Below are 24,489 nucleotides of genomic sequence, written 5' to 3'. Positions count from 1 at the left end.
TAACCATGTTGCAATTGCAATTCGATAAGGTGCGCGCGTTTCTATTCGCGTTGTGCGCCACGGCATTGGTGCATACAGCTGTGGCTGGTCCCGCAAGCCCACAGCCCTTTCAAGTTGTTCAACCCAACGGCACTACGTTTCAGGCGTTCATGCGTGGGGATGAATTCCAGGGGTGGATGGAAACGGCCCAAGGCTTCACGATTTTAAAAAATCGGACTACAGGCTACTTCGAATACGCCCAACAGAACGTTGCCGGAAATTTAGTACTGTCGGGTATCAGGGTGTCAACGGGAGGGGCAGCTTCGGTCAATAAAGGGCTTCGCCCATTGCGCAACACTGTGCTTGCCGAGCATCAGAGCAAGTTCTTGGACTCAGCGTTGGCGAGGCGCATGCAAAGTGGCGCACAAACTCCCGTGCCGGTAGCAGGCGCACTGAAGGTACTGACAATTCTGGTGGGTTTTCAGGATGCAGGAGTGAGTCCCGGGGCTTCAACCTACTGGGGCAATGCTGTTTACAGCCCAACTGGAATCTCCGCCAACAAGTATTTCCAGGACAACTCATTTGGTGCTGTCTCCATTTCCCCGGTGGAACATACACAACACAGCAGCCCCGCCGGACTTGTATCGGTTTTGCTGCCACAACGACACCCTGACTGCGCTGCCCAATGCACCTACCTACAAGAGGCCGATTGGGTCAACAGCGCATTGACCGCTGCTGCCCCGTATGTCAACTTTGCTGCGCTGGACACCAATGGTGACGGCACCATTGATGTAAGTGAGACACTGATCTTCTTTGTGGTGGCAGGTTATGAGGCTTCTGCCAACGGAGCCCTGGCGCCCAATGTATGGGCCCACTCGTGGGGCGGAGACGGTGTCGGCATTGCTGGAAAACGCGTGCGTCACTGGGCGCTTCACGGCGAAATGGTTGACTCTTTCACTCGGATGGGCATAGGCGCCATGGCCCACGAGCTGGGTCACTTGGCTGGCTTACCGGACCTATATGACACATCAGGCTCCAACGCCGGCTTGGGAGGCTTTTCTCTGATGTCCAGCGGTAGTTGGGGCAGAACGGGAGTTGAGCCCGCCGGAACGACGCCTGTTGCATTGGACGCATTGAGCCGACAGTTCCTTGGGTGGTCCGTTCCGCAGACCCCTCCGAATGGCTCCCGGGTCTCGTTTGTGAGCGGATTGACCAGTCCTGGCTCGGCAGTCTTGCTGATGAATAGCTCCCTGAATACCAGCGAATACTGGCTGGTGGAGAATCGCCCTCCCGAGGGGTGGGACGTGGGCTTGCAAGACGTTTTAGGTGCATGGACTGGCGGACTTCTGATCCAGCGCGTAGATCTGAAAGCTGGGTCGCCGTTCCTCAGTAACTTCAACACCCTAGTACCTGGTCGCCAACAGGGGGCCGTCGCAGTGGAGTCACCGGTGGCGAACTGTTCGCTCTCAAGCACAGAGCGTGCATCGCAGGGGTGTGCATCGGTTCTGTTTCATTCGGGAACTGGAGCAAATTTCAACAGCGAATCGAAACCAGGTTCTACCTACTTCAACGGACTCGCCAGTGGTCTTGGTTTGAGCAACATCTCGGCGCCCGGCAGCCTGATGTTCGCTACTGTCAACAGAAATGCTGCGAATGATTCAACTGTCTCAAACGTATCTGGCGACAAGGTTAATGGCCCCATGGCCGTGAGTCGAGATAGCGGCGTTGGTATCGGTAGTTCACTGGCCTCATTGGAAAGAGTTACCGCCTCGGTTGTACCTGGTAGCGTAAACGTTGCCTTGGCGTCGGCAGGTGGCGTTGCTTCCGCCTCGGGCGGTTCAACCATCATACGTTTGAACGACAACGAACGCATGGGTGCAAACGGCTATTGGCAAGATACCACTATAAACACGTTTCCGGACTGGGCGCAGATCAACTTCAACGGCGCAAAAACGATTGATCGTGTAGTGGTTTATACGACTCAGGACAATAGCGACAATCCCGTCGAACCAACTGACTCCCTAACGTTTTTAAAGACTGGCAATACAGGCTACACGGTTCAGACATGGGATGGAACCGGCTGGATAACTCGGGCGACGTTATCAGCCAATAACCTAGTTAAAAGCACGTTGATGTTTCCGGCCATCACGACGGATCGTATACGTGTCAACGTGACGGGTAGCGCGAACGGCTACTCCAGCATCACTGAAATTGAGGCATGGACCTTGGTTGGGACACCTCCAACTGCCCCCGCCATAGGTACCGTTGTTGCAGGCAACTTCAGCGCAACTGTGGCGTTTACTCCTGGTGCTCTGGGCAGTGGCGCTTTGATTGGCTACACCGCAGATTGTGGTGGCAACACTGCCACTGGTACCAGCTCTCCAATAGTTGTTGCAGGCCTGAACAATGGAACAGCTTATACCTGCAAAGTCATGACGACAAGCAGCATAAGTGTCAGCCCTTGGTCTACATCGTCGGCCGCAGTGACGCCGATTGGCAGCATCAACGTCGCGTTAGCGTCCCAAGGTGGAATCGCTTCAGCGTCAAGCACTTTTGGCACCTCTGTCGCCGCAAATTTGAACGATAACGAACGTACTGGTGGTGTTGCTCTTTCAAAGGTTTGGCAAGACAACACTTCATACGCCTTCCCTGACTGGGTGCAAATTACTTTCAATGGCACAAAGACAATCGATAGGGTGGTGGTGTTTTCGATACAAGATGACAACAGCAATCCTATTGACCCCAGTAACTCATTGAAGTTTCTCAAGTATGGAATCACGGGGTTTACTGTCCAGATATGGAATGGGTCCAGTTGGGTAACACAAGCGACAGTTACTGAAAACAATTTGGTTAAGCGGACCGTTTTGTTCCCAGCCGTCGCTACCGACCGTATTCGCGTCAACCTGACTGGCAGCAAGACCTACAACTCCTACCTGACTGAAGTCCAAGCGTGGGCCACGATGGGAACGCCGCCTGCAGCGCCGAGCATAGGTACCGCCACGGCTGGGAATGCTAGTGCCAGTGTGGCCTTTACTCCCGGTGCTCTGGGAACCGGAACTCTGGTCAACTACACCGCAGACTGCGGTGGTATCACCACCAACGGTATGGCATCACCCATCACGGTGACGGGCTTGACCAACGGCACGACTTACACCTGCAGGGTCAGAACGACGAGTAGTGTTGGTATCAGCCCATGGTCGGCTTTGTCAAACGCAGTGATTCCTGTTGCCCCTGGTACACCACCCGCGGCCCCGACCATAGGTACCGCGACCGCTGGCAACGCCAGCGCCAGTGTGGCATTTACTCCAGGTGCACTGGGTACCGGCACTCTGGTCAACTACACCGCAGATTGCGGGGGCATCACCCGCACAGGCACCAGCTCTCCCGTTTCTGTGCCGGGCTTGACCAACGGCACGACCTATACCTGCAGGGTCAGGACGACAAGTAGTGTGGGTACCAGCGCCTGGTCGGCTTTGTCAAACGCAGTGGTACCGACTGCCCTTAGTACACCACCAGCGGCTCCTACGATTGGTACCGCGACCGCTGGCAATGCCAGCGCCAGTGTTGCCTTTACCCCAGGCGCACTGGGTAGTGGCACGCTGATTAACTACACCGCAGATTGTGGTGGTATCACCCGCACAGGCACCAGCTCACCCATTTTTGTGCCGGGCTTGACCAACGGAACGGTCTACACGTGTAGAGTCAACACGACCAGTAGCGTAGGCACCAGTGCCTGGTCGGCAGTGTCGAACGCTGTGACACCGATTGTGTTCGGCGGCAGCAATGTCGCATTGGTGGCAGCGGGTGGGGTCGCGTCAGCGTCCAGCACCAGCGCAGGCCATCCTGTCACAACAGTGAACGACAACGAGCGTACGGGTGGAAACTACGCCAATGGAACGTCATGGGCCGACGCTACCCCATCGGTCTACCCGGACTGGGTGCAAATCAACTTCAGCGGCAACCAGACCATCAATCGGGTCGTAGTGTTCTCGATGCAGGACGCGCTGAATAGCCCGGTTGAACCAACCGACGCCATGGTGTTTTCACTGTACGGCAACACTGCCTTTACGGTACAAACATGGAATGGCACGGCCTGGGTAACACAGGCAACTGTTACGGGCAATAACTCCGTCAAGCGCACGGTCACGTTTCCGACAGTCACTACTGACCGCATTCGCGTCAACATCACCGCTACGTCCAACGGCACTGCACATGTGACCGAAATCGAAGCCTGGACTGTAGCTGGCGGCACGCTACCCGCAGCGCCAGCCATCGGCACCGCCACACCCGGAAACGCCAGCGCCAGCGTGGCCTTCACCCCAGGCGCACTGGGAACCGGCACTCTGACTAACTACACCGCAGATTGCGGTGGCATCACCGCCACCGGGTCTAGTTCACCGATTAACGTGACAGGCCTGACCAATGGCACGTCTTACACCTGCAAGGTCAAGACAGCCAGCAGCATTGGCACAAGCCCATGGTCGGCTCTGTCAAACGCAGTGATACCTGTTGCCCCTAGTACACCCCCAGCTGCTCCTACGATTGGTACCGCCACGGCTGGCAACGCCAGCGCCAGTGTGGCCTTTACCCCAGGCGCACTGGGAACTGGCACGCTGGTTAACTACACCGCAGATTGCGGGGGTATCACCACCAACGGTATGGCATCACCCATCACGGTGACGGGCTTGTCCAACGGCACGACTTACACCTGCAGGGTCAGAACCACCAGCAGTGTGGGTACCAGCGCCTGGTCGGCCATGTCCAATGCAGTGGCACCGACCGGTGTGGTGAGCGGCGGTACCGCACCTGCAGCGCCCACCATTGATAGTGCCAGCGCAGGCAATGCCAGCGCCAGCGTGGCCTTTACCCCAGGTGCACTGGGCAGCGGCACACTGGTCACCTACACCGCAGACTGTGGGGGCATCACGGCAAACGGCATGGCGTCCCCCATCGTGGTGACCGGCCTGACCAACGGCACATCCTACAGTTGCAGGGTCAAGACACTCAGCACGGTAGACAACAGTCCTTGGTCGGCCCTTGCCAACACGGTCATCCCGGCAGTCAACGTGACCCTGCCATCCGCCCCCACCATGGGCAGCGCCACGGCAGGAGTCGCCAGCGCCAGCGTTGCGTTCACACCCGGCAACCTGGGCAGCGGCACGCTGGTCAACCACACCGCAGCCTGCGGTGCCTTCGCCACCAATGGCGCCAGTTCACCCATCAACGTGACGGGCCTGACCAACGGCACGTCTTACTTCTGCAAGGTGCGCACCACCACCACGGTCGGAGTCAGCGCCTGGTCGGCCAACTCCAACGCGGTGGTGCCTGAGGTAGCCGAGCCACCGGTCACCTATTTCCACAACGACATCTCCGGCAGCCCCATGCTGGCCACCGATGGAGCGGGTGCCGTCATCTGGAAAGAAAACTACCGCCCCTACGGCGAGCGGCTGAACAACCAGGCGGGCTCAAACAAGAACAAGCTGGGCTTTGCGGGCAAGCAGTTCGATCCAGCCACGGGCTTGTCGTATATGGGTGCGCGGTATTACGACCCGGTGTTGGGGCGGTTTATGGGCGTTGATCCGGTGGGGTTCCAGGAAGATAGTGTTCACTCGTTTAACCGGTATGCGTACGCGAACAACAACCCGTACAAGTATGTGGACCCGGATGGGCACAGCCCGATTGACGTGGTCTTCTTGGTGTATGACCTGGGTAAACTGGGTGTGGCGTTGTACACCGGTGTCGGCGTGCAAGCTGCCGCCTGGGACGTAGCCGCAAGTGTGGTTGGGGTGGGCAGCCCGATCCCTGGGGTAGGGCAGGTGATCAAGGGCGCACGTGCTATTGATCATGGCGTGGATGCGGCTAGGGCCGCTGAGCATGGCATCAAGGCAATGGCTGAAGGGGCGGCAAATGGAGCGCGGGCTGGAAAGGCGCACACTCCTGCAGCAAACAAGCTTGGGCGAGAGAACAATCGCGCTGCGAACAATGGTGAATTGATTTGCCCGACCTGCGACAAGAAAATGAATGAACCAGTGCAGAGCATTAAGGGCTCTCCAATAGACCGCGACGCGGCAGTAGGCGATCATATTCATCCAAAGTCAAAGGGCGGTGACGGCGCAACGGTCAAGGATATGAGAAATCACAAGACTAAGTGCTGGTCATGCAATGCGAAAAAAAGTGACAGCTTATAGCCCTGAACTGAAAAGGAGCCGAATATGAAAATAGTAATTCCACTTGAATGCAACGAGGACGGGTATCCACCTATTCAGTACGAGCTTCTAAACGCGACGGCGATATCAGCGAATACATTTCGCATTGACAACGCGCCATTTTTTGCAACAAATATCTCTTACAACGATGTTGTCCGTGCGCGTCAAAGTAATAACCCTGAGCAGTTCGATTTCGTGGAGTTAATTGAAGGCTCCACATTCACTTCAATCTCCATAATCATTCTTGACGTAACCATGGATGTTTTCCTGATGGACCTTTTGCGCGGGCTCAACTGCGTTATCGAGTATGGTGAGTTTGGAAAGTTCCGAGTCCTGGCAGTTGCTGTGCCCGCGTCAACGGACTATTCTCAGTTGCGGATTCAACTGGAACATCTTGAATCGCAATCCAAGATCAGTTTTGCTGAACTAGCGATCGCATCTGCCAAAAGTTAATGGGAGAAGAAAAGGAAACAAAAATTTCATTCTTGAGCCTGTCTGAATTTCTGTGAGTGAGGCGGGCTGCCCAATAGCCTGCTTCCAGAATGTCCTCTGGGAGTGTCAGAATTTCTGTGTGTGAGGCGGTTTCAGAAATCAGCTGATGGGTAAATTTTATTCAAACTAAGGCCCCTGCCAGGCCGCCGGAGGCCCCCCCCGGTAGAACCCTGAGTGGCAGGGTTCAGCTCCTTCATTTTGCACCCCCGTGAGTGGGCTGCGTGAACCTGTCGCCGTAGAGGATGGCAAACTGGTTCATGGCTGATTTCCAGTGGTTAGCCGCACGTCCCCAATCCTCGGTAATGTTGCGCAGTGCCAGCCAGATCAGTTTGTGGCCGCATCGTCACTGGGGAAGTGTCCTCTGACTTGATGATCTTGCGCAGTCTGGCATTTACGCTCTCAATGGCATTGGTCGTGTAGATCACACGGCGTACCTCGGGCGGGAACGCAAAGAAGGGAATCACTCTGTCCCAAGCCCTGCGCCAGGCTCCCACCACGGTGGGGAACTTCTGGCCCCAGGGACCTGCCTCAAATGCATCGAGTTCAGCCTGTGCTGCCTCTGCGCTCACCGCCGTGTAGATGGGTTTGATGGCCGCAGCCAGCGCCTTGCGATCCTTCCAACTGGCAAAGTCCAGGCTGTTGCGTATCAGGTGCACGATGCACGTTTGCAGTGTCGTGGCCGGGAACACCGCGCCCAGGGCCTCTGGCATGCCTTTGAGCCCGTCGGTGACGGCAATCAGGATATCCTGCACACCTCGGGTCTTCAAATCGTTGAACACTTTCATCCAGAATTTGGCCCCTTCGGTGTTCTCGACCCAGATCCCCAGGATGTCGCGGCTGCCATCGGCCAGCACGCCCAGGGCCAAGTACACGGCCTTGGAGCGCACCACCCCGTCCTCACGAATCTTGACGCGCAGCGCATCGAAGAACACCACCGGGTACATGGATTCCAATGGGCGGCTCTGCCAGGCTGTCACCTCGCTCATGACTTCGTCAGTCACGCGGCTGATGAGGTCGGGCGATACATCGACCGAGTACATCTCGCTCAAAACGCGCCTGTATCTCGCGCACGGTCATGCCACGCGCGTACATGGCGATGATCTTGTCGTCAAAGCCGGTGAAACGGCGCTCGTGTTTGCCGATGAGTTGGGGTTCGAACGTGCCTTCCCGGTCGCGCGGGACGTCAATGCGCAGGGCTCCTGCATCGGTCAGTACCGTCTTAGCGCTTTTGCCGTTGCGGTGGTTTGCAGGCGCTCCCTCGGGTTTGGCCTTGCCCGGCGCGTAGCCCAGGTGATGGCTCATTTCTCCAGCCAGTGCCCGCTCCAGCACGGCCTTTTTGAACTGGTCAAACAGTCCCTGGACTTGACCGGCTGTCATGGGGCCGGTCACCAGTTGGTCCAGCAACTCGGCTGGGATTTGAAGTTGTGTTGCGTTGTCCGCCACCGTGGCGCTCTTTGTCTTGCTTGGCATTCATGCTCCTTGTTGACATGTTATGCCTCGCACACAAAATTTCTGACAGGCTCTGTCCTCTATGTAAAATCGGTCTCTAGAACACGCAAAATGGACTTCTTATGCTATTGAATCAGGAGTATTCGTAGACTAGCGGCACGCTTGTCAACCACACCGCAGCCTGCGGTGCCTTCGCCACCAATGGCGCCAGTTCACCCATCAACGTGACGGGCCTGACCAACGGCACGTCTTACTTCTGCAAGGTGCGCACCACCACCACGGTCGGAGTCAGCGCCTGGTCGGCCAACTCCAACGCGGTGGTGCCTGAGGTAGCCGAGCCACCGGTCACCTATTTCCACAACGACATCTCCGGCAGCCCCATGCTGGCCACCGATGGAGCGGGTGCCGTCATCTGGAAAGAAAACTACCGCCCCTACGGCGAGCGGCTGAACAACCAGGCGGGCTCAAACAAGAACAAGCTGGGCTTTGCGGGCAAGCAGTTCGATCCAGCCACGGGCTTGTCGTATATGGGTGCGCGGTATTACGACCCGGTGTTGGGGCGGTTTATGGGCGTTGATCCTGTGGAGTTTGGCGCCGGCAATATCCATAGCTTCAATCGGTACGCTTACGCCAATAACAATCCTTATAAATACATTGATCCCGATGGGCGGCAGGCAGTAGGTGCGTATTTCCCGAACATGGAGGCTGAGTTCAAGACGTTTCAGGACGGCTTGGTTAGTGTCTATACGCACGTGGCGCTGATGGCCGCTGGTGATGGGATTTTTGCAGTTCTTGGAGAGGGTGTGGCGGCCCTGCGTGTGGGAGCAACAGCTTCCGCCAATGCTGCAAAGGCATCAGCACAAGAGACTGCCAAGGTTGGTGAGCTGATTCCGACTCATGGGAAAACCATGAGCAATAAGGCACTCGACAAGCTCACGAAGAATATTCGGGCCGAAGGAATAAAGGAACCGCTTACTGTCACCGAAAACGGGGGTAAGCTGCATATTTTGGATGGTCATCATCGAGCGCTCGCCGCCCCGAAGGCCGGTGTTGCTGAGGTTCCCGTCACAAAAGTTGAATTGCCTTGGGGGGCATATAAAACGCCAGCCGATTTGACGTTCACACCTTGAGGATATTAATGAAACCAAACAATACGGTTGCCGGTTGCCTGATCTCGTGCAGGAATATTTTGCTAGGAGGGCGATCAAATGAAAATGTTGTCGAATGTCTTGAGGACGTACTTGCTAGTCTGGACTCAATAACGATCTTGAGTACAAGGAAGATCATTAGACTGTGTGTCGCTGAGGCGATCACTCAGATTAAGAGTTCGGACTTCATAGGTGCTGGGGTAGTTTTGAATTTGATCCACAACCTGCCACTAGATGAATCTAGCCTACAGCGGTGGGATATCGACTACTTCCTGTCAATCGAGTTGTCAACATTCCTAGATCGATTTGAGGAAATCAGGTCCGCGAGGCTGATCGCGCTCTACGTTTGTAATCAGCTAGCTTGTCAGTACCTGCCGATCGATAGTTGATCTGTTCCGTCGCTGCAAAATCAATAGCTAGTAGCGGAATATCTACTAGGGCTAGCAGCCAGTTTTCCTCTATCTCTAAAGTAGAAAAACCACCCACACCCCCTGCCATCTGCTGAAGCTGTGGGGGTTCGGGTGGCTTCTTCTATCGGCCACAGGGTGGCGCACTAACACTCCGCGCCAAATCGGCCTCTAGCCCCCGTGAAATGGACCTCTTCCGCTATTGAATCAGGAGTATTCGTAGAGTGGCGGCACGCTAGTCAACCACACCGCAGCCTGCGGTGCCTTTGCCACCAATGGCGCCAGTTCACCCATCAACGTGACGGGCCTGACCAATGGCACGTCTTACTTCTGCAAGGTGCGCACCACCACCACAGCCGGTGTCAGCGCTTGGTCGGCCAACTCCAACGCGGTGGTGCCCGAGGTAGCCGAGCCAGCGGTCACCTATTTCCACAACGACATCTCCGGCAGCCCCATGCTGGCCACCGATGGCGCGGGTGCCGTCATCTGGAAAGAAAACTATCGCCCCTACGGCGAGCGGCTGAACAACCAGGCGGGCTACAGCAAGAACAAGCTGGGCTTTGCGGGCAAGCAGTTTGATCCGGCCACGGGCTTGAGTTACATGGGGGCGCGGTATTACGACCCGGTGTTGAGGCGGTTTATGGGCGTTGATCCTGTTGACTTCAAAGAAGACAACATTCACTCGTTCAATCGGTATTGAGTTGGTGGCAGCGTCCGTCTATCGTGCTGTCAAGTTGCTGCCCGAGCTAAAAATAAAGGATTTTGATTGCGGAGCTTTTGATGCTGAGGTCGGAAATCTGTTTCGTACCAATGGATGGCTAGACTGATAGTCTCTTGCCTGCCCATATGGAACGCGCAAAAGGGGAGTGTTGTGACGAGCCAAACTTCGTCTGTAAACAAGTATCGGCAATGATGGAAAAAACTACCTTCAAGAAAGCAATTGGCGGCGTTCTGAAAGCAGCGCGTTTTGCGAACAATGGGCAATCCTGGTTCTTAGACGGGGACGACTCAATAGTGGTTTTGAACCTTCAGAAGTCAGACTTTGATGACAAGTACTACGTTAATCTGGGGATATGGCTCAAGAGCCTTGGTGCTGTGGCCTTTCCTGCGGAAAACAAGTGCCATATTCAGGTGCGTTTGACTTCGCTGTTTCCTGGAGATGCTGAGATGATTGAGGGGGCCTGCAGTGGAAATGCTAGCGACGAAGATTTGCGCACGTTTGTTGAGTTCTTGCGCGTGAAGGTTGCGCCGTTTTGCGCAGACTGTGTACACACCGGCGCCCTATGGTCAAAGATCGAAGGCGGTGAATTCAAGAAGGCGCTCATCATGAAGATCGCGAAGGACTGCTTGGACCCTTCGCATAAATCCTGATCGCAAACCTCTGGTTTTCACCGATGCAATTTTGTGAAATCGGCCTATAGCCCCCGCAGAAAGGTGGGAGTGTCTCAATATCTGTGAGTGAGGCGGGGTAGCGTGCCAATAGTCTGGTTCCAGAATATCCTCTATGCAGAATTGACCTTTAGCCCCCGAAAAATGGACTTCTTCTGCTATTAAATCAGGAGTTTCTATGAGGTAGAGGTTCACTGGCAAAGCACACCACCGCACGCGGTCCGGTAGCCCCCAGTGGGCAGAGCAGTCCTTCATTTCTGCGTATTGAACGGCTATAGTTGCCAGAGAAATGAACCTCCCTACCAGCCTTTTTTTGATAACCATTCTGATCGCTGCATCAGCCTTCTTCTCGGTCGCCGAGATCTCCATGGCTGCGGCGCGGCGCATCAAACTGAGCCAACTGGCCGATAGCGGTGACCGGCGCGCCGCGCGCGTGTTGGCGGTGCAGAACACGCCCGGACACTTTGTGACCGTGGTACAGATTGGTCTCAATACGATTGCCATCCTGGGTGGCGTTGTCGGGGATGGCGCTTTGTCGCCCCACTTCAACCAGGTTGTCTTGTGGTTGGGCGTGGATCCAGGCACCAGTGGCCCCCTGGCAACCACCTTGTCTTTTGTGACGGTTACTACGCTGTTTATCGTTGTGGCCGACCTGGTGCCCAAGCGCTTGGGCATGAACGAGCCGGAGCGGTTGGCGATGTTGACGGTGGGCCCGATGCTGGGTCTCTTGACGCTGTTCAAACCCCTGGTGTTTTGTTTTAGCAAACTGGCGGACACCTTGTCACGCCTGCTGGGGCTTGCGCAAACCCGAGACGAGCGGATCACCTATCTGGACATCCTGGCGCTCACCGAAGCGGGTATCCAATCCGGGGCGGTAGCGTCCGCTGAACAACAGGTCATCGAAAACGTATTCGAACTCGACACGCGCACCGTGGAGAGCGCGATGACGACCCGCGAGCGCATCGTGTTTCTGACCATTGGTGATGATGAGACCTTGCTGCGCACCCGGCTTGCCGAATCCCCGCATTCAACCTACTTGGTGTGCGGCGCAAGCGGCATCGATGAGGTGATCGGTTATGTCGACGCAACGGACCTCTTTCAGCGCGTCTTGTTGGAAAAACCGCTAACCCTTTCACATTGCATCGACGGCGGTCTGGTCAAGAAGGTCCTTGTCGTCCCGGACCGGCTGACCCTGGCCGAAATGCTGACGCAGTTTCGCCAGGCGCATGAGGACTTTGCGGTCATCGTCAACGAATACAGCTTGGTGGTGGGTGTCATTACGCTCAACGACGTGATGAGCACCGTAATGGGCAGCATGGTGGCATCCCATGATGAGGAACAGATCCTGCGCCGAGAGGATGGCAGCTTCCTGGCCGACGGAGTCACCCCGGTGGCGGATCTGCAGAGGGTGCTGGATTTGTCCGAGTGGCCCATGCCTGGGCAATATGACACCCTGGCCGGATTCTTGATGGTGTCGCTGCGCCGTATTCCCCGGCGCACCGATCACGTGTTGTGGCAGGGTTGGCGCTTTGAGGTGATGGACGTCGACAACAACCGGGTTGACCAGGTCATGATCTCACGGGTGCTTGAACCCAAGTAGGTGAGCAAGCTCAGCCCGCAATCCGCACCTTGCGCGCCGCGCCATCCGCCTTGCCGATATGCCCCAGCGGCAATTCGGTGCTGGACTTGATGCAGTTCAGCACGATGTTGGAGCGGATATTGGCCACGCCTTTGATGCGCATGATCTTGCGCAACACCGACTCCGACAGCACACCCAGATCAGCTGCCACGATTTGCATGATGTAGTCCGATTCACCGGCCACGGCATAACAGTCCAGCACTTCGGGAATGGCGATGATCTCGCGCTCAAATGCCGGGCCTTCGTCGCCGCCTTGGCGGCTCAGCGTCACGTAACTCATGGCACGCACGCCGAGGCCCATCGCAGCAGCGTCCAGCAATGCCACGTACCGGCGGATGATGCCCGTGGACTCCAGCCGCTGGATGCGGCGGCTCACCTGGGAGGCCGACAAATGGATCTGCTCGCCGACCTGCTGGTTGGTCGCGTGGGCATCCTTTTGCAATGCGATCAACAAGCTGATATCGAACTTGTCGAGCAGCAGATCGTCATATTTCTCTTGATTCATGCATGAATTATGCATATCTTTGGCTTGGGGCGGCGCAAATTGCGCACACCGTGCGCGTGCTTTTGTCCACAATCTAGCCATTCATCCATAGATAACAGGAGCAACACAATGGCCGATCTTTTTGACAACCCGATGGGACTCATGGGTTTTGAGTTTGTCGAGTTTGCATCCCCCACACCTGGCTTGATAGAGCCCATTTTTGAACAAATGGGTTTTAAACATGTGGCCCGTCACCGCTCCAAAGATGTAGACCTGTACCGCCAGGGCGACATCAATTTCATCATCAACCGCGAGCCCAAGAGCCACGCCGCCTACTTCGCGGCCGAGCACGGCCCCTGCGCCTGCAGCATGGCCTTCCGCGTGCGCGATTCACACAAGGCCTATGCCCGCGCACTGGAGCTGGGCGCACAGCCCATCGAGATCCAGCCCGGCCCCATGGAGCTGCGCCTGCCGGCCATCAAGGGCATTGGTGGTGCACCGCTGTACCTGATCGACCGCTTTGAAGACGGCAAGTCCATCTACGACATCGACTTTGAATTCCTGCCCGGTGTGGACCGCCACCCCTTTGGCCATGGCCTCAAACTCATCGACCACCTGACCCACAATGTGTACCGTGGCCGCATGGCCTATTGGGGTGGTTTCTACGAGAAGATTTTTAACTTCCGCGAAATCCGTTTCTTCGACATCAAGGGTGAATACACCGGCCTCACATCCCGCGCCATGACTGCCCCTGACGGCATGATCCGCATCCCGCTGAACGAAGAAGCCTCGGGCAAGACCGGCCAGATCGAAGAGTACCTGATGCAGTTCAACGGCGAAGGCATTCAGCACATCGCCCTGATCTGCGACAACCTGGTGGCCACGCTAGACAGCCTGAAAGCGGCCGGCGTGCCGCTGATGACCGCACCCCCCGCCACCTACTACGAAATGCTGGAAGGCCGCCTGCCCAACCACGGTGAAGACGTGGCCGCGCTCCAAAGCCGCGGCATCCTGCTGGACGGCGTCAGCAAGGAAGGCGACCGCCGCCTGCTGCTACAAATTTTCTCGGCCACGTTGCTAGGCCCGGTGTTTTTTGAATTCATCCAGCGCAAGGGCGACGACGGATTTGGCGAGGGCAATTTCAAGGCTCTGTTCGAATCGCTGGAGCGCGACCAGTTGCGCCGCGGCGTTATCACGGCGGACTGACCATGGCATTGCAAAAACTGGATGCGCAAGAAGCCGCGCAACAACTGAAGGCTCTGCCGCTGTGGACGTTTGACGCCAAGGTGGGCGCCATCACACGTGAATTTGTGCTGGCCGACTTTATGCAGGCCTTTGCGTTCATGACGCAGATCGCGATTGCCGCCGAAAAACACAACCACCACCCCGAGTGGAGCAATGTGTACAACAAGGTGCTGATCACCTGGACCACACACGACGTACACGGCCTGAGCAGCAACGACATCGCACTGGCCCGCATGTGTGACCAGGCGTTTGCGGGTCATGCGTCGGCGCATCCCCACAGCTAAGCAGGAGGCTTGATATGCAACAAGCAACACCCGTAAAGGTTAAACACGGCTTGGCAGCCGGCCCCGCGGCAGCGCCCCAGCGTGCCGACTGGACCATTGACCAAGGCTGGGACAAGTACACGTCGCAGGAACACGCGGTGTGGAAGACGCTGTACGAGCGCCAGACCAAACTCTTGCCCGGCCTGGCCTGCGACGATTTTGTGGAAGGCATGAAACACCTGCCCATGTCGGCCGATGAGATTCCCAATTTCGAAAAGCTGTCGGAGACGCTGATGCGCAAAACCGGCTGGCAGATCGTGGCCGTGGCGGGCCTGGTGCCGGACGATGTGTTTTTTGAGCACCTGGCCAATCGTCGTTTCCCGGCTGGTAATTTCATCCGCGGTGCACACGAGTTGGACTACCTGGAAGAACCCGATGTCTTCCACGACGTTTTTGGCCACGTGCCCATGTTGATGCACCCGGTGATGGCGGACTTTATTCAGGCCTATGGCCAGGGTGGCCTGCGGGCGCAAAAGCTGGGCAAGCTGACGAACCTGGCGCGGGTCTACTGGTACACCGTGGAGTTTGGCCTGGTGCAGCAGAAAGAAGGCTTGCGCATCTATGGCGCGGGTATTGCGTCTTCGTTCTCCGAGAGCACGTTCTCAGTGCAGAGCGATTCACCGAACCGCATAGGGTTCGAGTTGGAGCGTGTGATGCGCACCAACTACCGCATCGACGACTTCCAGGAAAGCTATTTCGTGCTGGACAAGCTGGAAGACCTGCTGGCCTTGGCCAATACCGAGTTTGCGCCGTATTACGCCCGCCTGGACAGCGGCCCGACCTACCAGCCGGGTGATGTGCTGCCCACCGATGTGGTGCCCCACCGCGGTACCGGCAGCTACCACCGCGCACGTGCTGCAGCGGCTGCGACCAAGGTGTAAAGCCAACCGCCTTTCATTGAAAGGCGGTTGGTTGACTTTTTCGTCGCTGCATATTTGTTTGCTTCAGCGGCGTATTGGTGGGTAGCTTAATAATTGGTTTTGGGTAAAAATCTGCCCATGTACACAAAATTAAGCACCCCAAAGTCATTGGGGGTCATTCAGGGTCGTAGCAAATCACTTTTGAGCAGCACTGCACCATGGGTACTCCCGAGCACATATCACTCCCTGCACATGCGATTGGCGCAGCTTGGCTGGCCAAGGCGTTTGATGTGCGTCCTCTGGGGCGCTTTCCGGTCGTGAGCCAAATTGGCCATCGCCGATCCAGCCACATTGACGATGGCTTCCGCCTAGAGACTTTTCCAGAGGTCATGCGGCCATTGCCGGAGTTCGCACAGCACTTGCAATTTCATTTGCGCCATGAAATCCTGCATCTGGAGTTTCTGAGCAGACTCTTCAAGGTGACAGGGCCAGATCAGCTTCAACTTTGGGTTCTGCGTGAGCCTACGGGGCGGTATGCCCGCCGGGCAGCATTCCTGTATGAATGGCTTACGGGCGAACTGCTTGATGTGCCAGAGAATCTGGGTGGCAATTACATCAACGCGATCGATGATGAAAAGCTGCTGACTGCTTCCACTGACAAGGTGTTGAAAGTAGCCCGATGGCGGGTTAACGACAACCTGCCTGGCACCCGATTTTTTTGCCCCAGCGTGGTCAAGACGGATGCCTTGTCTGCCGCCGCCGAGCTGGACGTCCGCGCGCTGTTTGGTGAACTTTCCGCAGAATTTGGAGAAGAATTGCTGTTACGCGCGGCAGCCTGGATGACCCTGCGGGAGAGTAAGGCTAGCTTCACCATCGAGGGGGAGGCAGACCGATCCACCCGGATCCAGCGCTTTGCCGATGTCATGGCCAGGCGCACCGGCAAAGGTCCGCTTCCTCTCAAAGATGCAAGCCTGGCGGAGTTACAGCAGGAGATCCTGGGCCCCACGACCACGGTTGTCCGGACTGGCTTGAGACAGTCACCCGTGTTCGTTGGCGAGACAGTCAGGTACCAAGAGGTGGTGCACTACGTTGCGCCGCCGGTACGGGATCTGCAAGACATGCTGGATGGTTTGCAGACCTTTTTGGACCGCACCCAAGGGCAATCGTCGGTTCTGCGCAGCGCTGTGGCTGCGTTTGCCTTTGTTTACATCCACCCTATGGCCGATGGCAACGGCCGGATACACCGCTTTCTCATCAACGATATCTTGCGCCGGGATGGCGTGATCCCGGGGCCCGTGATCCTGCCCGTTTCCGCCGTAATCACTTCCGACGCCGGTGAGCGGCGCGCATATGACGAGGTTCTTGACAAGGTATCTCGCCCGTTGATGGAGGCTGTTCGCGACCATGTGGAGTTTGCAAAAGTACAGACCACTTATCCTGATGGCGTGACCTCGAACCTCTTTTTCGAGGCCCATGATCTGGCGCGACCCATCTGGCGTTATCCTGATCTTGGCCCGCATGTGGTCTACCTGTCAAAGGTGATTGCTCGCACGCTTACCGAACAGATGCGTGAAGAATCCCGCTATCTGCGGACCCACCACCGTGCGCGTGAGGCTATCAAAGAGGTTGTTGAGATGCCGGACCATCAGGCGGACCGGCTCTTACGTTCGATAGAGCAGAACCAGGGCCAACTCAGCAGTGTGTTGGTCAAGGAGATGCCAGTGCTGACACAGCCTGGTGTGTGGGACGCTGTTGTGGGTGCCGTACGTGCAGCTTTTAAAAATGATGGGACGACTGGAGACACCGTCGGCCGGTACCCGTCGACCTAGTCTGGGCGCCACTACCAAGGTGTAAACCCCGAGGAAAGTGGGGGGCAAAAGGGTGCCGTGTGCGTGGACAATATCGCCCATGCATTCAACACCTACCCCCTCTACACCCGCTCCTCACATTGCTGGCCACCTGCTGGTGCAATGTCTGATTGAACAAGGCGTTACCCACGCCTTTGGAGTCCCCGGCGAAAGTTATCTGGCTGTGCTGGATGGTTTTCACATGTACCGCGAACACATCCAGTTTGTCGTCAACCGCCAAGAGGGCGGCGCCGCCTTCATGGCCGAAGCCCATGGCAAGCTGACCGGCCGCCCCGGCGTGTGTTTTGTAACGCGCGGCCCCGGCGCCACCAACGCCTGCATCGGCGTGCACACCGCGTTCCAGGACTCCACACCGATGGTGCTGCTGATCGGCGATGTCGCCAGCGACCAGCGTGACCGCGAAGCCTTTCAAGAGATGGACTACCGCGTCATGTTCGGCCCCAGCGCCCTGGGCATGGCCAAACGCGTGGAGCGCATCGACGATGCGGCCCGCATCCCCGAATACATAGCCCGCGCCTTTGCAACTGCCATGAATGGCCGCCCCGGCCCCGTGGTGCTGGTGCTACCCGAAGACATGTTGACGCAAGCCGTCAAAGTGAACCCGCACACCGGCGCGTTGCCGGCGCCCTTGGCCCGGGTAGAGCCATCCGATGCCTGGAGCGACCCCGGCGCCTTGCGCACGCTGCGCGAGATGCTGATGAAGGCCCAGCGCCCGTTTGTCATTGCCGGCGGCAGCGGCTGGACGCCCCAGTCTGCCCAGGCCTTGCAGCGTTTTGCCGAAGCCTGGCGCCTGCCAGTGGGCAATGCCTTCCGTTTCCAGGACACCTTTGACAACCACCATCCGCAGTATGCCGGTGACGTGGGCATTGGTATCAACCCCGCGCTGGCCAAACGCATTGGCGAGAGCGACCTGGTCATCGCCATCGGCCCGCGCCTGGGTGAGATGACGACCGGCGGCTACACGCTGCTGCAGGCACCGCGCAGCAAACAAACCCTGGTCCACATCCACGCCAGCGCCGAGGAGCTGAACCGCGTCTACCAGGCCGACCTGGCCATCCACGCCAGCATGCGCGCCGCGGCCCGCTCGCTGGAGGTGTTGGCAGCCCCCAAAGATGTGGTCTGGGAAGCCTGGGCGCAGGCCTGCAACGCCGACTATGTGGCCAACCTGCAAGCCAGCCCCATCAAGGACCTGCCGGCCGATACTGCGCGCGGCCTGGTCGACATGCACAGCGTCATCACCACCGTGCAAAAACATTTACCGGGTGATGCTGTGCTGACCAATGGCGCCGGCAATTTTGCCAGCTGGTTGCACCGCTTCTACCGCTACAGCGGTCTGGCCAAGGGATTCAAGACGCAATTGGCCCCCACCAATGGCGCCATGGGTTATGGCGTGCCGGCCGGCATTGCGGCGGCCATCACCAGCAAGGCCAGCCCCGCGGCGGCCGGGCAGGGCAGGGTGGTGTTCACCATAGCCGGTGACGGCGACTTTTTGATGAATGGCCAGGAGCTTGCCACCGCCGTGCAACACGGCGCCAAGACCATCATCCTGCTCTTGAACAACGGCATGTACGGCACGATTCGTATGCACCAGGAGCGCGAGTACCCGCAGCACGTGGCCGGTGCCGGCACGTCGCTGCACAACCCCGATTTCGCCGCGCTGGCCCGCGCCTATGGTTATGCCGGCGTGCGCATCCAGCGCACGGCTGACTTTGAGGGCGAGTTTCTGGCGGCGCTGGCGCGGCCCGAAGGCACACTGATCGAGGTCATGCTGGAGCCTGAGCTGATCAGCACCCGGGTGTCGCTGACGGGTATCACCCAGGCAGCGCTGAAGCGTTAACCAGCGGCCCAGCCGAAGGCCTATACGTCAAATTGGCCTCTAGCCCCTGTGAAATATAGCTGTAGCGCTATCAATTTAGGAGTAAATGTGAGCCAATCCATTGGCCAGCTCTCGGTGCTGGTGCGTGACTACGATGAGGCCATCCACTTCTACGTCCACCAGCTGGGCTTCACGCTGGTGGAAGACACCGCCATGCCCGCGCAAAACAAGCGCTGGGTGGTGGTGGCCCCTCCGGGCGCGGGCGGTGTGCGCCTGCTTTTGGCGCGAGCGGTTGGCGATGAACAGTTGTCGCGCGTGGGCAATCAGACCGGCGGGCGCGTCTTCTTGTTTCTGTACACCGATGACTTCTGGCGTGATTTCAACGCCTACCAGTCCCGTGGTGTGGTGTTTGTGCGCGAGCCCAAAGCAGAGCCATATGGCACCGTGGCCGTGTTCCAGGACGTCTGCGGCAACCTGTGGGATCTGGTGCAGGCCAGCGTCTGAGCCCTCTTTCTGTGCGCTGGGCCGCTCATTGCGCCCTATATCGAGTCTATGTGCGGTACCGCACATAGCAAAAACTCCCGCACTCTGTACGCTCAGGCCTTGTGCGCCGTCATGTATCCGTGTTAGGCGCTCCAGTTGATTGATGCAGGTTCGCTGAGCCATTTTCATGTTCAGGTAGGTATGCGCTGTTTGGGAAATGGAACATGTCTGACACCGAAAACACGCCGCCACCGCTCTACGGAGTAGCCAGCCCGGACGGGACGGCCGACGCCCAGCAGCAGGAAGAGGTGCTCAAGGCGGGCGCCTTGCAAAGCGCCATTTTTAACAGCGCCTACTTCTCCAGCATTGCCACCGACGCCAAAGGCGTGATCCAGATTTTCAACGTGGGAGCCGAGCGCATGCTGGGCTACGCGGCCGCGGACGTGATGAACAAGATCACGCCAGCCGATATTTCGGACCCGCAGGAAGTGATAGAGCGCGCCAAAGCCTTGAGCCTGGAGCTGGACACGCCCATCACGCCGGGTTTTGAGGCCCTGGTCTTCAAGGCCGCACGCGGCATCGAAGACATTTACGAGCTGACCTATATCCGCAAGGATGGCAGCCGCTTCCCGGCCGTGGTGTCTGTCACCGCGCTGCGCGATGCGCAAAACGTCATCATCGGTTACCTGCTGATTGGCACCGACAACACGGCACGCAAGCAGGCCGAAGAGGCTTTGTTAAAGGCCGGCGCACTGCAAAATGCCATTTTTAACAGCGCCAATTTCTCGTCCATCGCCACCGATGCCACGGGCGTGATCCAGATTTTTAATGTGGGTGCCGAGCGCATGCTGGGTTACACCGCTGCCGACGTGGTGAACAAGATCACACCCGCCGACATCTCCGACCCGCAGGAGGTGATTGAACGCGCCCAGACCCTGAGCCTGGAGCTGGATACCACCATCACCCCGGGTTTTGAGGCCCTGGTGTTCAAGGCATCCCGCGGTATTGAAGACATTTACGAGCTGACCTACATCCGCAAAGACGGCAGCCGCCTGCCCGCCGTGGTGTCGGTTACGGCCCTGCGCGACGCGCAAAACATCATCATTGGTTACCTGCTGATTGGCACCGACAACACCGCGCGCCAGCAGGTGGAAGACGAACGCAAGAAGCTAGACCAGCGCCTGCGCGACCAGCAGTTCTACACCCGCTCGCTGATTGAATCCCACATCGACGCGCTGATAACCACCGACCCGGCCGGCGTTATCTCGGACGTCAACAAACAAATGGAAGCCTTGACCGGCTGCACGCGGGATGAGTTGATTGGTGCGCCTTTCAAGAGTTTTTTCACCGACCCATTGCGTGCCGAGGCGGGTATCAAACGGGTGTTGAAGGAAAACAAGGTCACCAACTACGAATTGACCGCACGGGCCAGGGATGGCAAAGAGACTGTGGTCTCGTACAACGCCACCACGTTTTACGACCGGGACCGCAATCTGCAAGGCGTATTTGCCGCAGCACGGGATGTGACCGAACGCAAGCTGCTGGACCAGGCGCTGCAAGAGAACAACATCGAGCTGGAGATGGCCAAATCGATTGCCGAGAAAGCCAACCTGGCCAAGTCCGACTTCTTGTCCAGCATGAGCCACGAGCTGCGCACGCCGCTGAACGCCATACTGGGTTTTGCACAGCTCATAGACTCTGGCGATCCGGCGCCAACACCCACGCAAAAGCGCAGCACCGACCAGATCCTGCAGGCGGGCTGGTACCTGCTGGAGCTGATCAACGAAATTCTGGACCTGGCCCTGATCGAGTCCGGCAAGCTGATGCTGACGTCGGAGCCCGTTTCGCTGGCCGACGTTATGGCCGAATGCGAGACCATGGTCGAATCCCAGGCCAGACGGCGTGACATCAGTGTGTGTTTCCCGGCGGTGGACGTGCGCTACTGCGTCAAGGCCGATCGCACACGGGTCAAGCAGGTGCTGATCAACCTCTTGTCCAACGCCATCAAGTACAACCGCACGAGTGGCTCCGTGGTGGTCTCCCTGGCGGCCAACACGCCGGGGCGTTTGCGGATTGGCGTGGCGGACACGGGTGATGGTCTGACCACGGAGAAGATTGCACAGCTGTTCCAGCCCTTCAACCGCCTGGGCCAGGAGGCTACGACAGAGGAAGGCACCGGCATCGGCCTGGTGGTGTGCAAACGCCTGGTTGAGCTGATGGGCGGAACGATTGGTGTGGAAAGTGTGGTTGGCCAGGGCAGCTCTTTCTGGATAGAGCTGGAGCTGACAACCGATGCGCAAACCGCCGAGCATGTCGAGCCCGCGGCGCTGGTACCGGTGCATGTGGTCGCCGGTCCACACGTCTACACAGTGCTGTATGTGGAAGACAACCCGGCCAACCTGATGCTGGTAGAGGCGCTGATTGAGCGCCGGTCCGATATGCGTTTGTTGTCCGCGAGGAATGGCCCCAGCGGCATCGAGATTGCGCGCACCGTACGGCCGGATGTCATTTTGATGGACATCAATTTGCCCGGCATGAGCGGCACCAAGGCGTTGGCCATTTTGACCGCCGACCCCGCCACCGCCCACATACCGGTCATTGCCATCAGCGCCAATGCCATGCCCAGCGACATTGCCAAGGGTTTGGCCGCAGGGTTTTTCCGCTACCTGACCAAACCCATTCGGGTGGACCAGTTCATGGAAACCCTGGACGAGGTCTTGACGCTGGGCTCGGAGGGCGCATTGGCCGTACACCTGCCTTGACAGCGGCCCACTCTGTAAAAAAAAACGGCACCCGAAGGTGCCGTTTTTTTTCAGAGTGGGCTCTTGTATCAAGCCTGTTTGGCTTTGCGGCGACGGGCAATGGCGCCCATGAGACCCAAACCGGCCAACATCAAAGCGTAGCTTTCTGGCTCGGGTACTGCCGATACCGAGGCGGAGCCAACGTTGAAACCGTGCCAATACTCAGGTTGACCAACAGTGATGTTCATGGTGGTGAATGTGCCTTGCAACTGCAAAACACCGTTGAATTCATATCCTGTGAACTGGTTGCCCGCCACGGTATACCCGCTGTAACCCCAGTAATTGCCGCCCGAGGACATTACAGACACGGCGCTGTCGAAGCTGTAGGTAACGGGTACGCTACCCTGGCCCACGCTGACCAGCGCGATGTATGGGTTGACGATGGCTTGGCTGAATGTCAGTGTGAAAATCGATGGGGTATACACCTGCAACATGTCGCTGGGCTGGTATCCGCCGTAGGTTCCGGTAGGTGCAACACCGCCGGTGTTTGCGTTGTCGTAGTAGTAGGTCCCGTCGTTCAGGCTCAGAGGAGAGCTTCCTGTCAGAGACACGCCAACCACGGTGCTGCCGATGGTCAGCGTGCCGGTGTCCGTTGTTGTCCAATCGATCCAGCTTGGACCAGCGCTAGCCACTGTATGGAGGAATGCTGCCGCGCAAGTAACGGCCAGTGCTTTGAATTTCATGGTGTAACTCCTGTAAGTAATGGTAAGTATCGAGCCGCCGGAGTGGCCGCGCAATAGTCTGTTCGGACTAACGCAGCGGCGTTGCTGTTGTGCGCCTGGATAAAACGGTGCACAAAATGCAGCTTGGTAATGGCGCGTTGGCTCAGCACAAAGGGGTAGAAGTCTGGTAGCCCCATGCCGAGTGAGAACTCGTTGAGCACACTGGTCAGCCCGGCCCAGGCGTTGAAGAAATTCAGAAACGCGTAGTCGACCTGGTCCGAAGTGCCGTCCGACTCACCTTCCATTCGGTAGAGCACTTCTTCACCAAACGGGTCTTTCAACAGATTCGCATGTTCGCCGTTCATGCCAGAGGCCATGGCCGTGTCCAAGGTGTCCACCATGTGCAGGTAGTGTGCCCAGGTCTCGGCCCAGTCTTCCCAGGGGTGGGCGCTGGCGTAGGCGCTGACGCAGGTGTCCGCCCAGTCGGGCTCGGGGCCATTGGCGTAATGCTGTTGCAGAGCGGCGCCATAGTCTTGTCGCTCGTCGCCAAACAACGCGCGAAACGGTTCGTGCCAGTGGCTGCCCTCCAGCAGGCGGCTCCAGCAATAGTGGCCCGACTCGTGGCGTACATGGCCCAGCAGGGTGCGGTAGGGCTCGTCCAGTGCAGTGCGAATGGCTTCGCGCGCGGCGTCGTCCGCCTCGTTGATATTGATGGTGATGATGCCCTGGTGATGGCCGGTGGACACGGGTGTGGGCTCCACGTCGGCCAACAGGTCAAAGGCCAGGCCCCGTTGTGGGTCTTCACCCACGCGTGACGCCACAGGCAAACCCATGGCAATCAGGGAAGACACCAGCCTGCGTTTGGCCAGCTCGACCTTGTGCCACAGCGGCGCGTTGGCTGCAATGCTCTGGTCCGGCACCATGCGGTTGAGCCTGCAGCAGCGGCACAGGGTTGGCTGCTCGCCATCTACCACCGCAATGATCCAGTTGCATTGCGGGGGCAGGTAAAAGTTGGTGCAGCGCCGGTACAGGCTGGCCCCGGCGGGGGCGCCGGCTAGTTGCCAGACTCCGTCTTCATCGGTTGGCTCCAGCGCCAACACGGTCGCCTGGTCGGGCTGGTAGCCCAGCGCCCGGCCGCAGTGCAGGCATAGGTAGTTGCGAAAAAATACCGGGTAGCCGCAGTAACACTTGCCAATGCGGTGTATCAACGGCTGCCAGCGCTTGTCGGCCTCCATGCC

The 24,489-nt window shown here is 57.9% G+C and carries 16 protein-coding genes and 1 pseudogene; 13 read left to right on the top strand and 4 right to left on the bottom strand.

Annotated elements, in window-relative coordinates; all coding sequences use genetic code 11:
* Nucleotides 1-5: 5 nt before the first annotated feature.
* Entirely contained in the window at nucleotides 6-6,167 is a 6,162-nt protein-coding gene (locus HZ993_RS02900) for a M6 family metalloprotease domain-containing protein (protein WP_209395776.1), read from the top strand.
* Between the two features lie 24 nt (nucleotides 6,168-6,191).
* Nucleotides 6,192-6,638 (top strand): DUF4265 domain-containing protein, encoded by a 447-nt coding sequence (locus HZ993_RS02895; protein WP_209395775.1) that lies wholly within the window; start codon nucleotides 6,192-6,194, stop codon nucleotides 6,636-6,638.
* Between the two features lie 232 nt (nucleotides 6,639-6,870).
* Here the strand turns inward: HZ993_RS02895 and HZ993_RS02890 are convergent.
* Nucleotides 6,871-8,147, bottom strand: a pseudogene (locus HZ993_RS02890) (IS256 family transposase).
* A gap of 203 nt (nucleotides 8,148-8,350) precedes the next feature.
* On the opposite strand from HZ993_RS02890, the gene HZ993_RS02885 reads away from it, so the two are divergent.
* The 4 genes from HZ993_RS02885 (at nucleotide 8,351) to HZ993_RS02870 (ending at nucleotide 12,670) form a co-directional block, all read left to right on the top strand.
* The gene (locus HZ993_RS02885) at nucleotides 8,351-9,256 is read left to right on the top strand and encodes an RHS repeat-associated core domain-containing protein (RefSeq protein WP_209395774.1); all 906 of its coding nucleotides are present in this window, start codon (nucleotides 8,351-8,353) and stop codon (nucleotides 9,254-9,256) included.
* 723 nt (nucleotides 9,257-9,979) lie between these two features.
* On the top strand, nucleotides 9,980-10,381 hold the full coding sequence (locus HZ993_RS02880) for an RHS repeat-associated core domain-containing protein (protein ID WP_209395773.1): 402 nt from the start codon (nucleotides 9,980-9,982) through the stop codon (nucleotides 10,379-10,381).
* 146 nt (nucleotides 10,382-10,527) lie between these two features.
* The gene (locus tag HZ993_RS02875; RefSeq protein WP_209395772.1) at nucleotides 10,528-11,052 is read left to right on the top strand and encodes a DUF4304 domain-containing protein; all 525 of its coding nucleotides are present in this window, start codon (nucleotides 10,528-10,530) and stop codon (nucleotides 11,050-11,052) included.
* Between the two features lie 307 nt (nucleotides 11,053-11,359).
* Nucleotides 11,360-12,670 (top strand): hemolysin family protein, encoded by a 1,311-nt coding sequence (locus tag HZ993_RS02870; RefSeq protein WP_209395771.1) that lies wholly within the window; start codon nucleotides 11,360-11,362, stop codon nucleotides 12,668-12,670.
* Between the two features lie 10 nt (nucleotides 12,671-12,680).
* Here the strand turns inward: HZ993_RS02870 and HZ993_RS02865 are convergent, their stop codons facing one another.
* On the bottom strand, nucleotides 12,681-13,214 hold the full coding sequence (locus HZ993_RS02865; RefSeq protein WP_209395770.1) for an Lrp/AsnC family transcriptional regulator: 534 nt from the start codon (nucleotides 13,212-13,214) through the stop codon (nucleotides 12,681-12,683).
* A 108-nt stretch (nucleotides 13,215-13,322) separates the two neighbouring features.
* Between HZ993_RS02865 and hppD the strand changes: the two genes are divergently transcribed.
* The 7 genes from hppD (at nucleotide 13,323) to HZ993_RS02830 (ending at nucleotide 22,550) form a co-directional block, all read left to right on the top strand.
* Nucleotides 13,323-14,399, top strand: coding sequence for a 4-hydroxyphenylpyruvate dioxygenase (gene hppD / locus HZ993_RS02860; RefSeq protein ID WP_209395769.1), 1,077 nt, complete (start codon nucleotides 13,323-13,325; stop codon nucleotides 14,397-14,399).
* 2 nt (nucleotides 14,400-14,401) lie between these two features.
* Nucleotides 14,402-14,722 (top strand): 4a-hydroxytetrahydrobiopterin dehydratase, encoded by a 321-nt coding sequence (locus HZ993_RS02855; protein ID WP_209395768.1) that lies wholly within the window; start codon nucleotides 14,402-14,404, stop codon nucleotides 14,720-14,722.
* A gap of 14 nt (nucleotides 14,723-14,736) precedes the next feature.
* Nucleotides 14,737-15,642, top strand: coding sequence for a phenylalanine 4-monooxygenase (gene phhA, locus HZ993_RS02850; RefSeq protein WP_209395767.1), 906 nt, complete (start codon nucleotides 14,737-14,739; stop codon nucleotides 15,640-15,642).
* Nucleotides 15,643-15,839: 197 nt separating this feature from the next.
* A complete protein-coding gene (locus HZ993_RS02845; protein ID WP_209395766.1) occupies nucleotides 15,840-17,450 on the top strand; it encodes a Fic family protein in 1,611 nt (536 codons plus the stop codon).
* Nucleotides 17,451-17,529: 79 nt separating this feature from the next.
* Nucleotides 17,530-19,326, top strand: coding sequence for a thiamine pyrophosphate-binding protein (locus tag HZ993_RS02840; RefSeq protein ID WP_209395765.1), 1,797 nt, complete (start codon nucleotides 17,530-17,532; stop codon nucleotides 19,324-19,326).
* A gap of 87 nt (nucleotides 19,327-19,413) precedes the next feature.
* Complete coding sequence (locus tag HZ993_RS02835; protein ID WP_209395764.1) at nucleotides 19,414-19,809, top strand: VOC family protein; 396 nt, start codon at nucleotides 19,414-19,416, stop codon at nucleotides 19,807-19,809.
* A gap of 203 nt (nucleotides 19,810-20,012) precedes the next feature.
* Nucleotides 20,013-22,550 carry a PAS domain-containing hybrid sensor histidine kinase/response regulator gene (locus tag HZ993_RS02830; protein ID WP_209395763.1) on the top strand — a complete coding sequence of 846 codons (2,538 nt, stop codon included), beginning with the start codon at nucleotides 20,013-20,015 and terminating at the stop codon, nucleotides 22,548-22,550.
* Between the two features lie 68 nt (nucleotides 22,551-22,618).
* Here HZ993_RS02830 and HZ993_RS24270 read toward each other — a convergent pair whose 3' ends face one another.
* Both HZ993_RS24270 and HZ993_RS02820 read right to left on the bottom strand, forming a co-directional pair.
* Nucleotides 22,619-23,272 carry a PEP-CTERM sorting domain-containing protein gene (locus HZ993_RS24270; RefSeq protein WP_245213801.1) on the bottom strand — a complete coding sequence of 218 codons (654 nt, stop codon included), beginning with the start codon at nucleotides 23,270-23,272 and terminating at the stop codon, nucleotides 22,619-22,621.
* Nucleotides 23,269-24,486 carry a putative zinc-binding metallopeptidase gene (locus tag HZ993_RS02820; RefSeq protein WP_209395762.1) on the bottom strand — a complete coding sequence of 406 codons (1,218 nt, stop codon included), beginning with the start codon at nucleotides 24,484-24,486 and terminating at the stop codon, nucleotides 23,269-23,271. Before HZ993_RS02820 ends, HZ993_RS24270 begins: the two co-directional genes overlap by 4 nt.
* Between the last annotated feature and the right edge of the window lie 3 nt (nucleotides 24,487-24,489).

Origin of the sequence: Rhodoferax sp. AJA081-3 (assembly GCF_017798165.1) — a bacterium.
Lineage (GTDB): Bacteria > Pseudomonadota > Gammaproteobacteria > Burkholderiales > Burkholderiaceae_C > Allorhodoferax.
The sequence above is the reverse complement of the archived record's forward strand: the minus strand, read 5'-3'. Positions and strand labels throughout refer to the sequence as shown.

Bases quoted from the DNA above. Each gene is read 5' to 3' on its own strand.
- HZ993_RS02900 (WP_209395776.1), top strand. From the start codon at position 6: ATGTTGCAATTGCAATTCGATAAGGTGCGCGCGTTTCTATTCGCGTTG.
- HZ993_RS02895 (WP_209395775.1), top strand. From the start codon at position 6,192: ATGAAAATAGTAATTCCACTTGAATGCAACGAGGACGGGTATCCACCT.
- HZ993_RS02875 (WP_209395772.1), top strand. From the start codon at position 10,528: ATGGAACGCGCAAAAGGGGAGTGTTGTGACGAGCCAAACTTCGTCTGT.
- HZ993_RS02870 (WP_209395771.1), top strand. From the start codon at position 11,360: ATGAACCTCCCTACCAGCCTTTTTTTGATAACCATTCTGATCGCTGCA.
- HZ993_RS02865 (WP_209395770.1), bottom strand. From the start codon at position 13,214: ATGAATCAAGAGAAATATGACGATCTGCTGCTCGACAAGTTCGATATC.
- hppD (WP_209395769.1), top strand. From the start codon at position 13,323: ATGGCCGATCTTTTTGACAACCCGATGGGACTCATGGGTTTTGAGTTT.
- HZ993_RS02855 (WP_209395768.1), top strand. From the start codon at position 14,402: ATGGCATTGCAAAAACTGGATGCGCAAGAAGCCGCGCAACAACTGAAG.
- phhA (WP_209395767.1), top strand. From the start codon at position 14,737: ATGCAACAAGCAACACCCGTAAAGGTTAAACACGGCTTGGCAGCCGGC.
- HZ993_RS02845 (WP_209395766.1), top strand. From the start codon at position 15,840: ATGGGTACTCCCGAGCACATATCACTCCCTGCACATGCGATTGGCGCA.
- HZ993_RS02840 (WP_209395765.1), top strand. From the start codon at position 17,530: ATGCATTCAACACCTACCCCCTCTACACCCGCTCCTCACATTGCTGGC.
- HZ993_RS02830 (WP_209395763.1), top strand. From the start codon at position 20,013: ATGTCTGACACCGAAAACACGCCGCCACCGCTCTACGGAGTAGCCAGC.
- HZ993_RS24270 (WP_245213801.1), bottom strand. From the start codon at position 23,272: ATGAAATTCAAAGCACTGGCCGTTACTTGCGCGGCAGCATTCCTCCAT.
- HZ993_RS02820 (WP_209395762.1), bottom strand. From the start codon at position 24,486: ATGGAGGCCGACAAGCGCTGGCAGCCGTTGATACACCGCATTGGCAAG.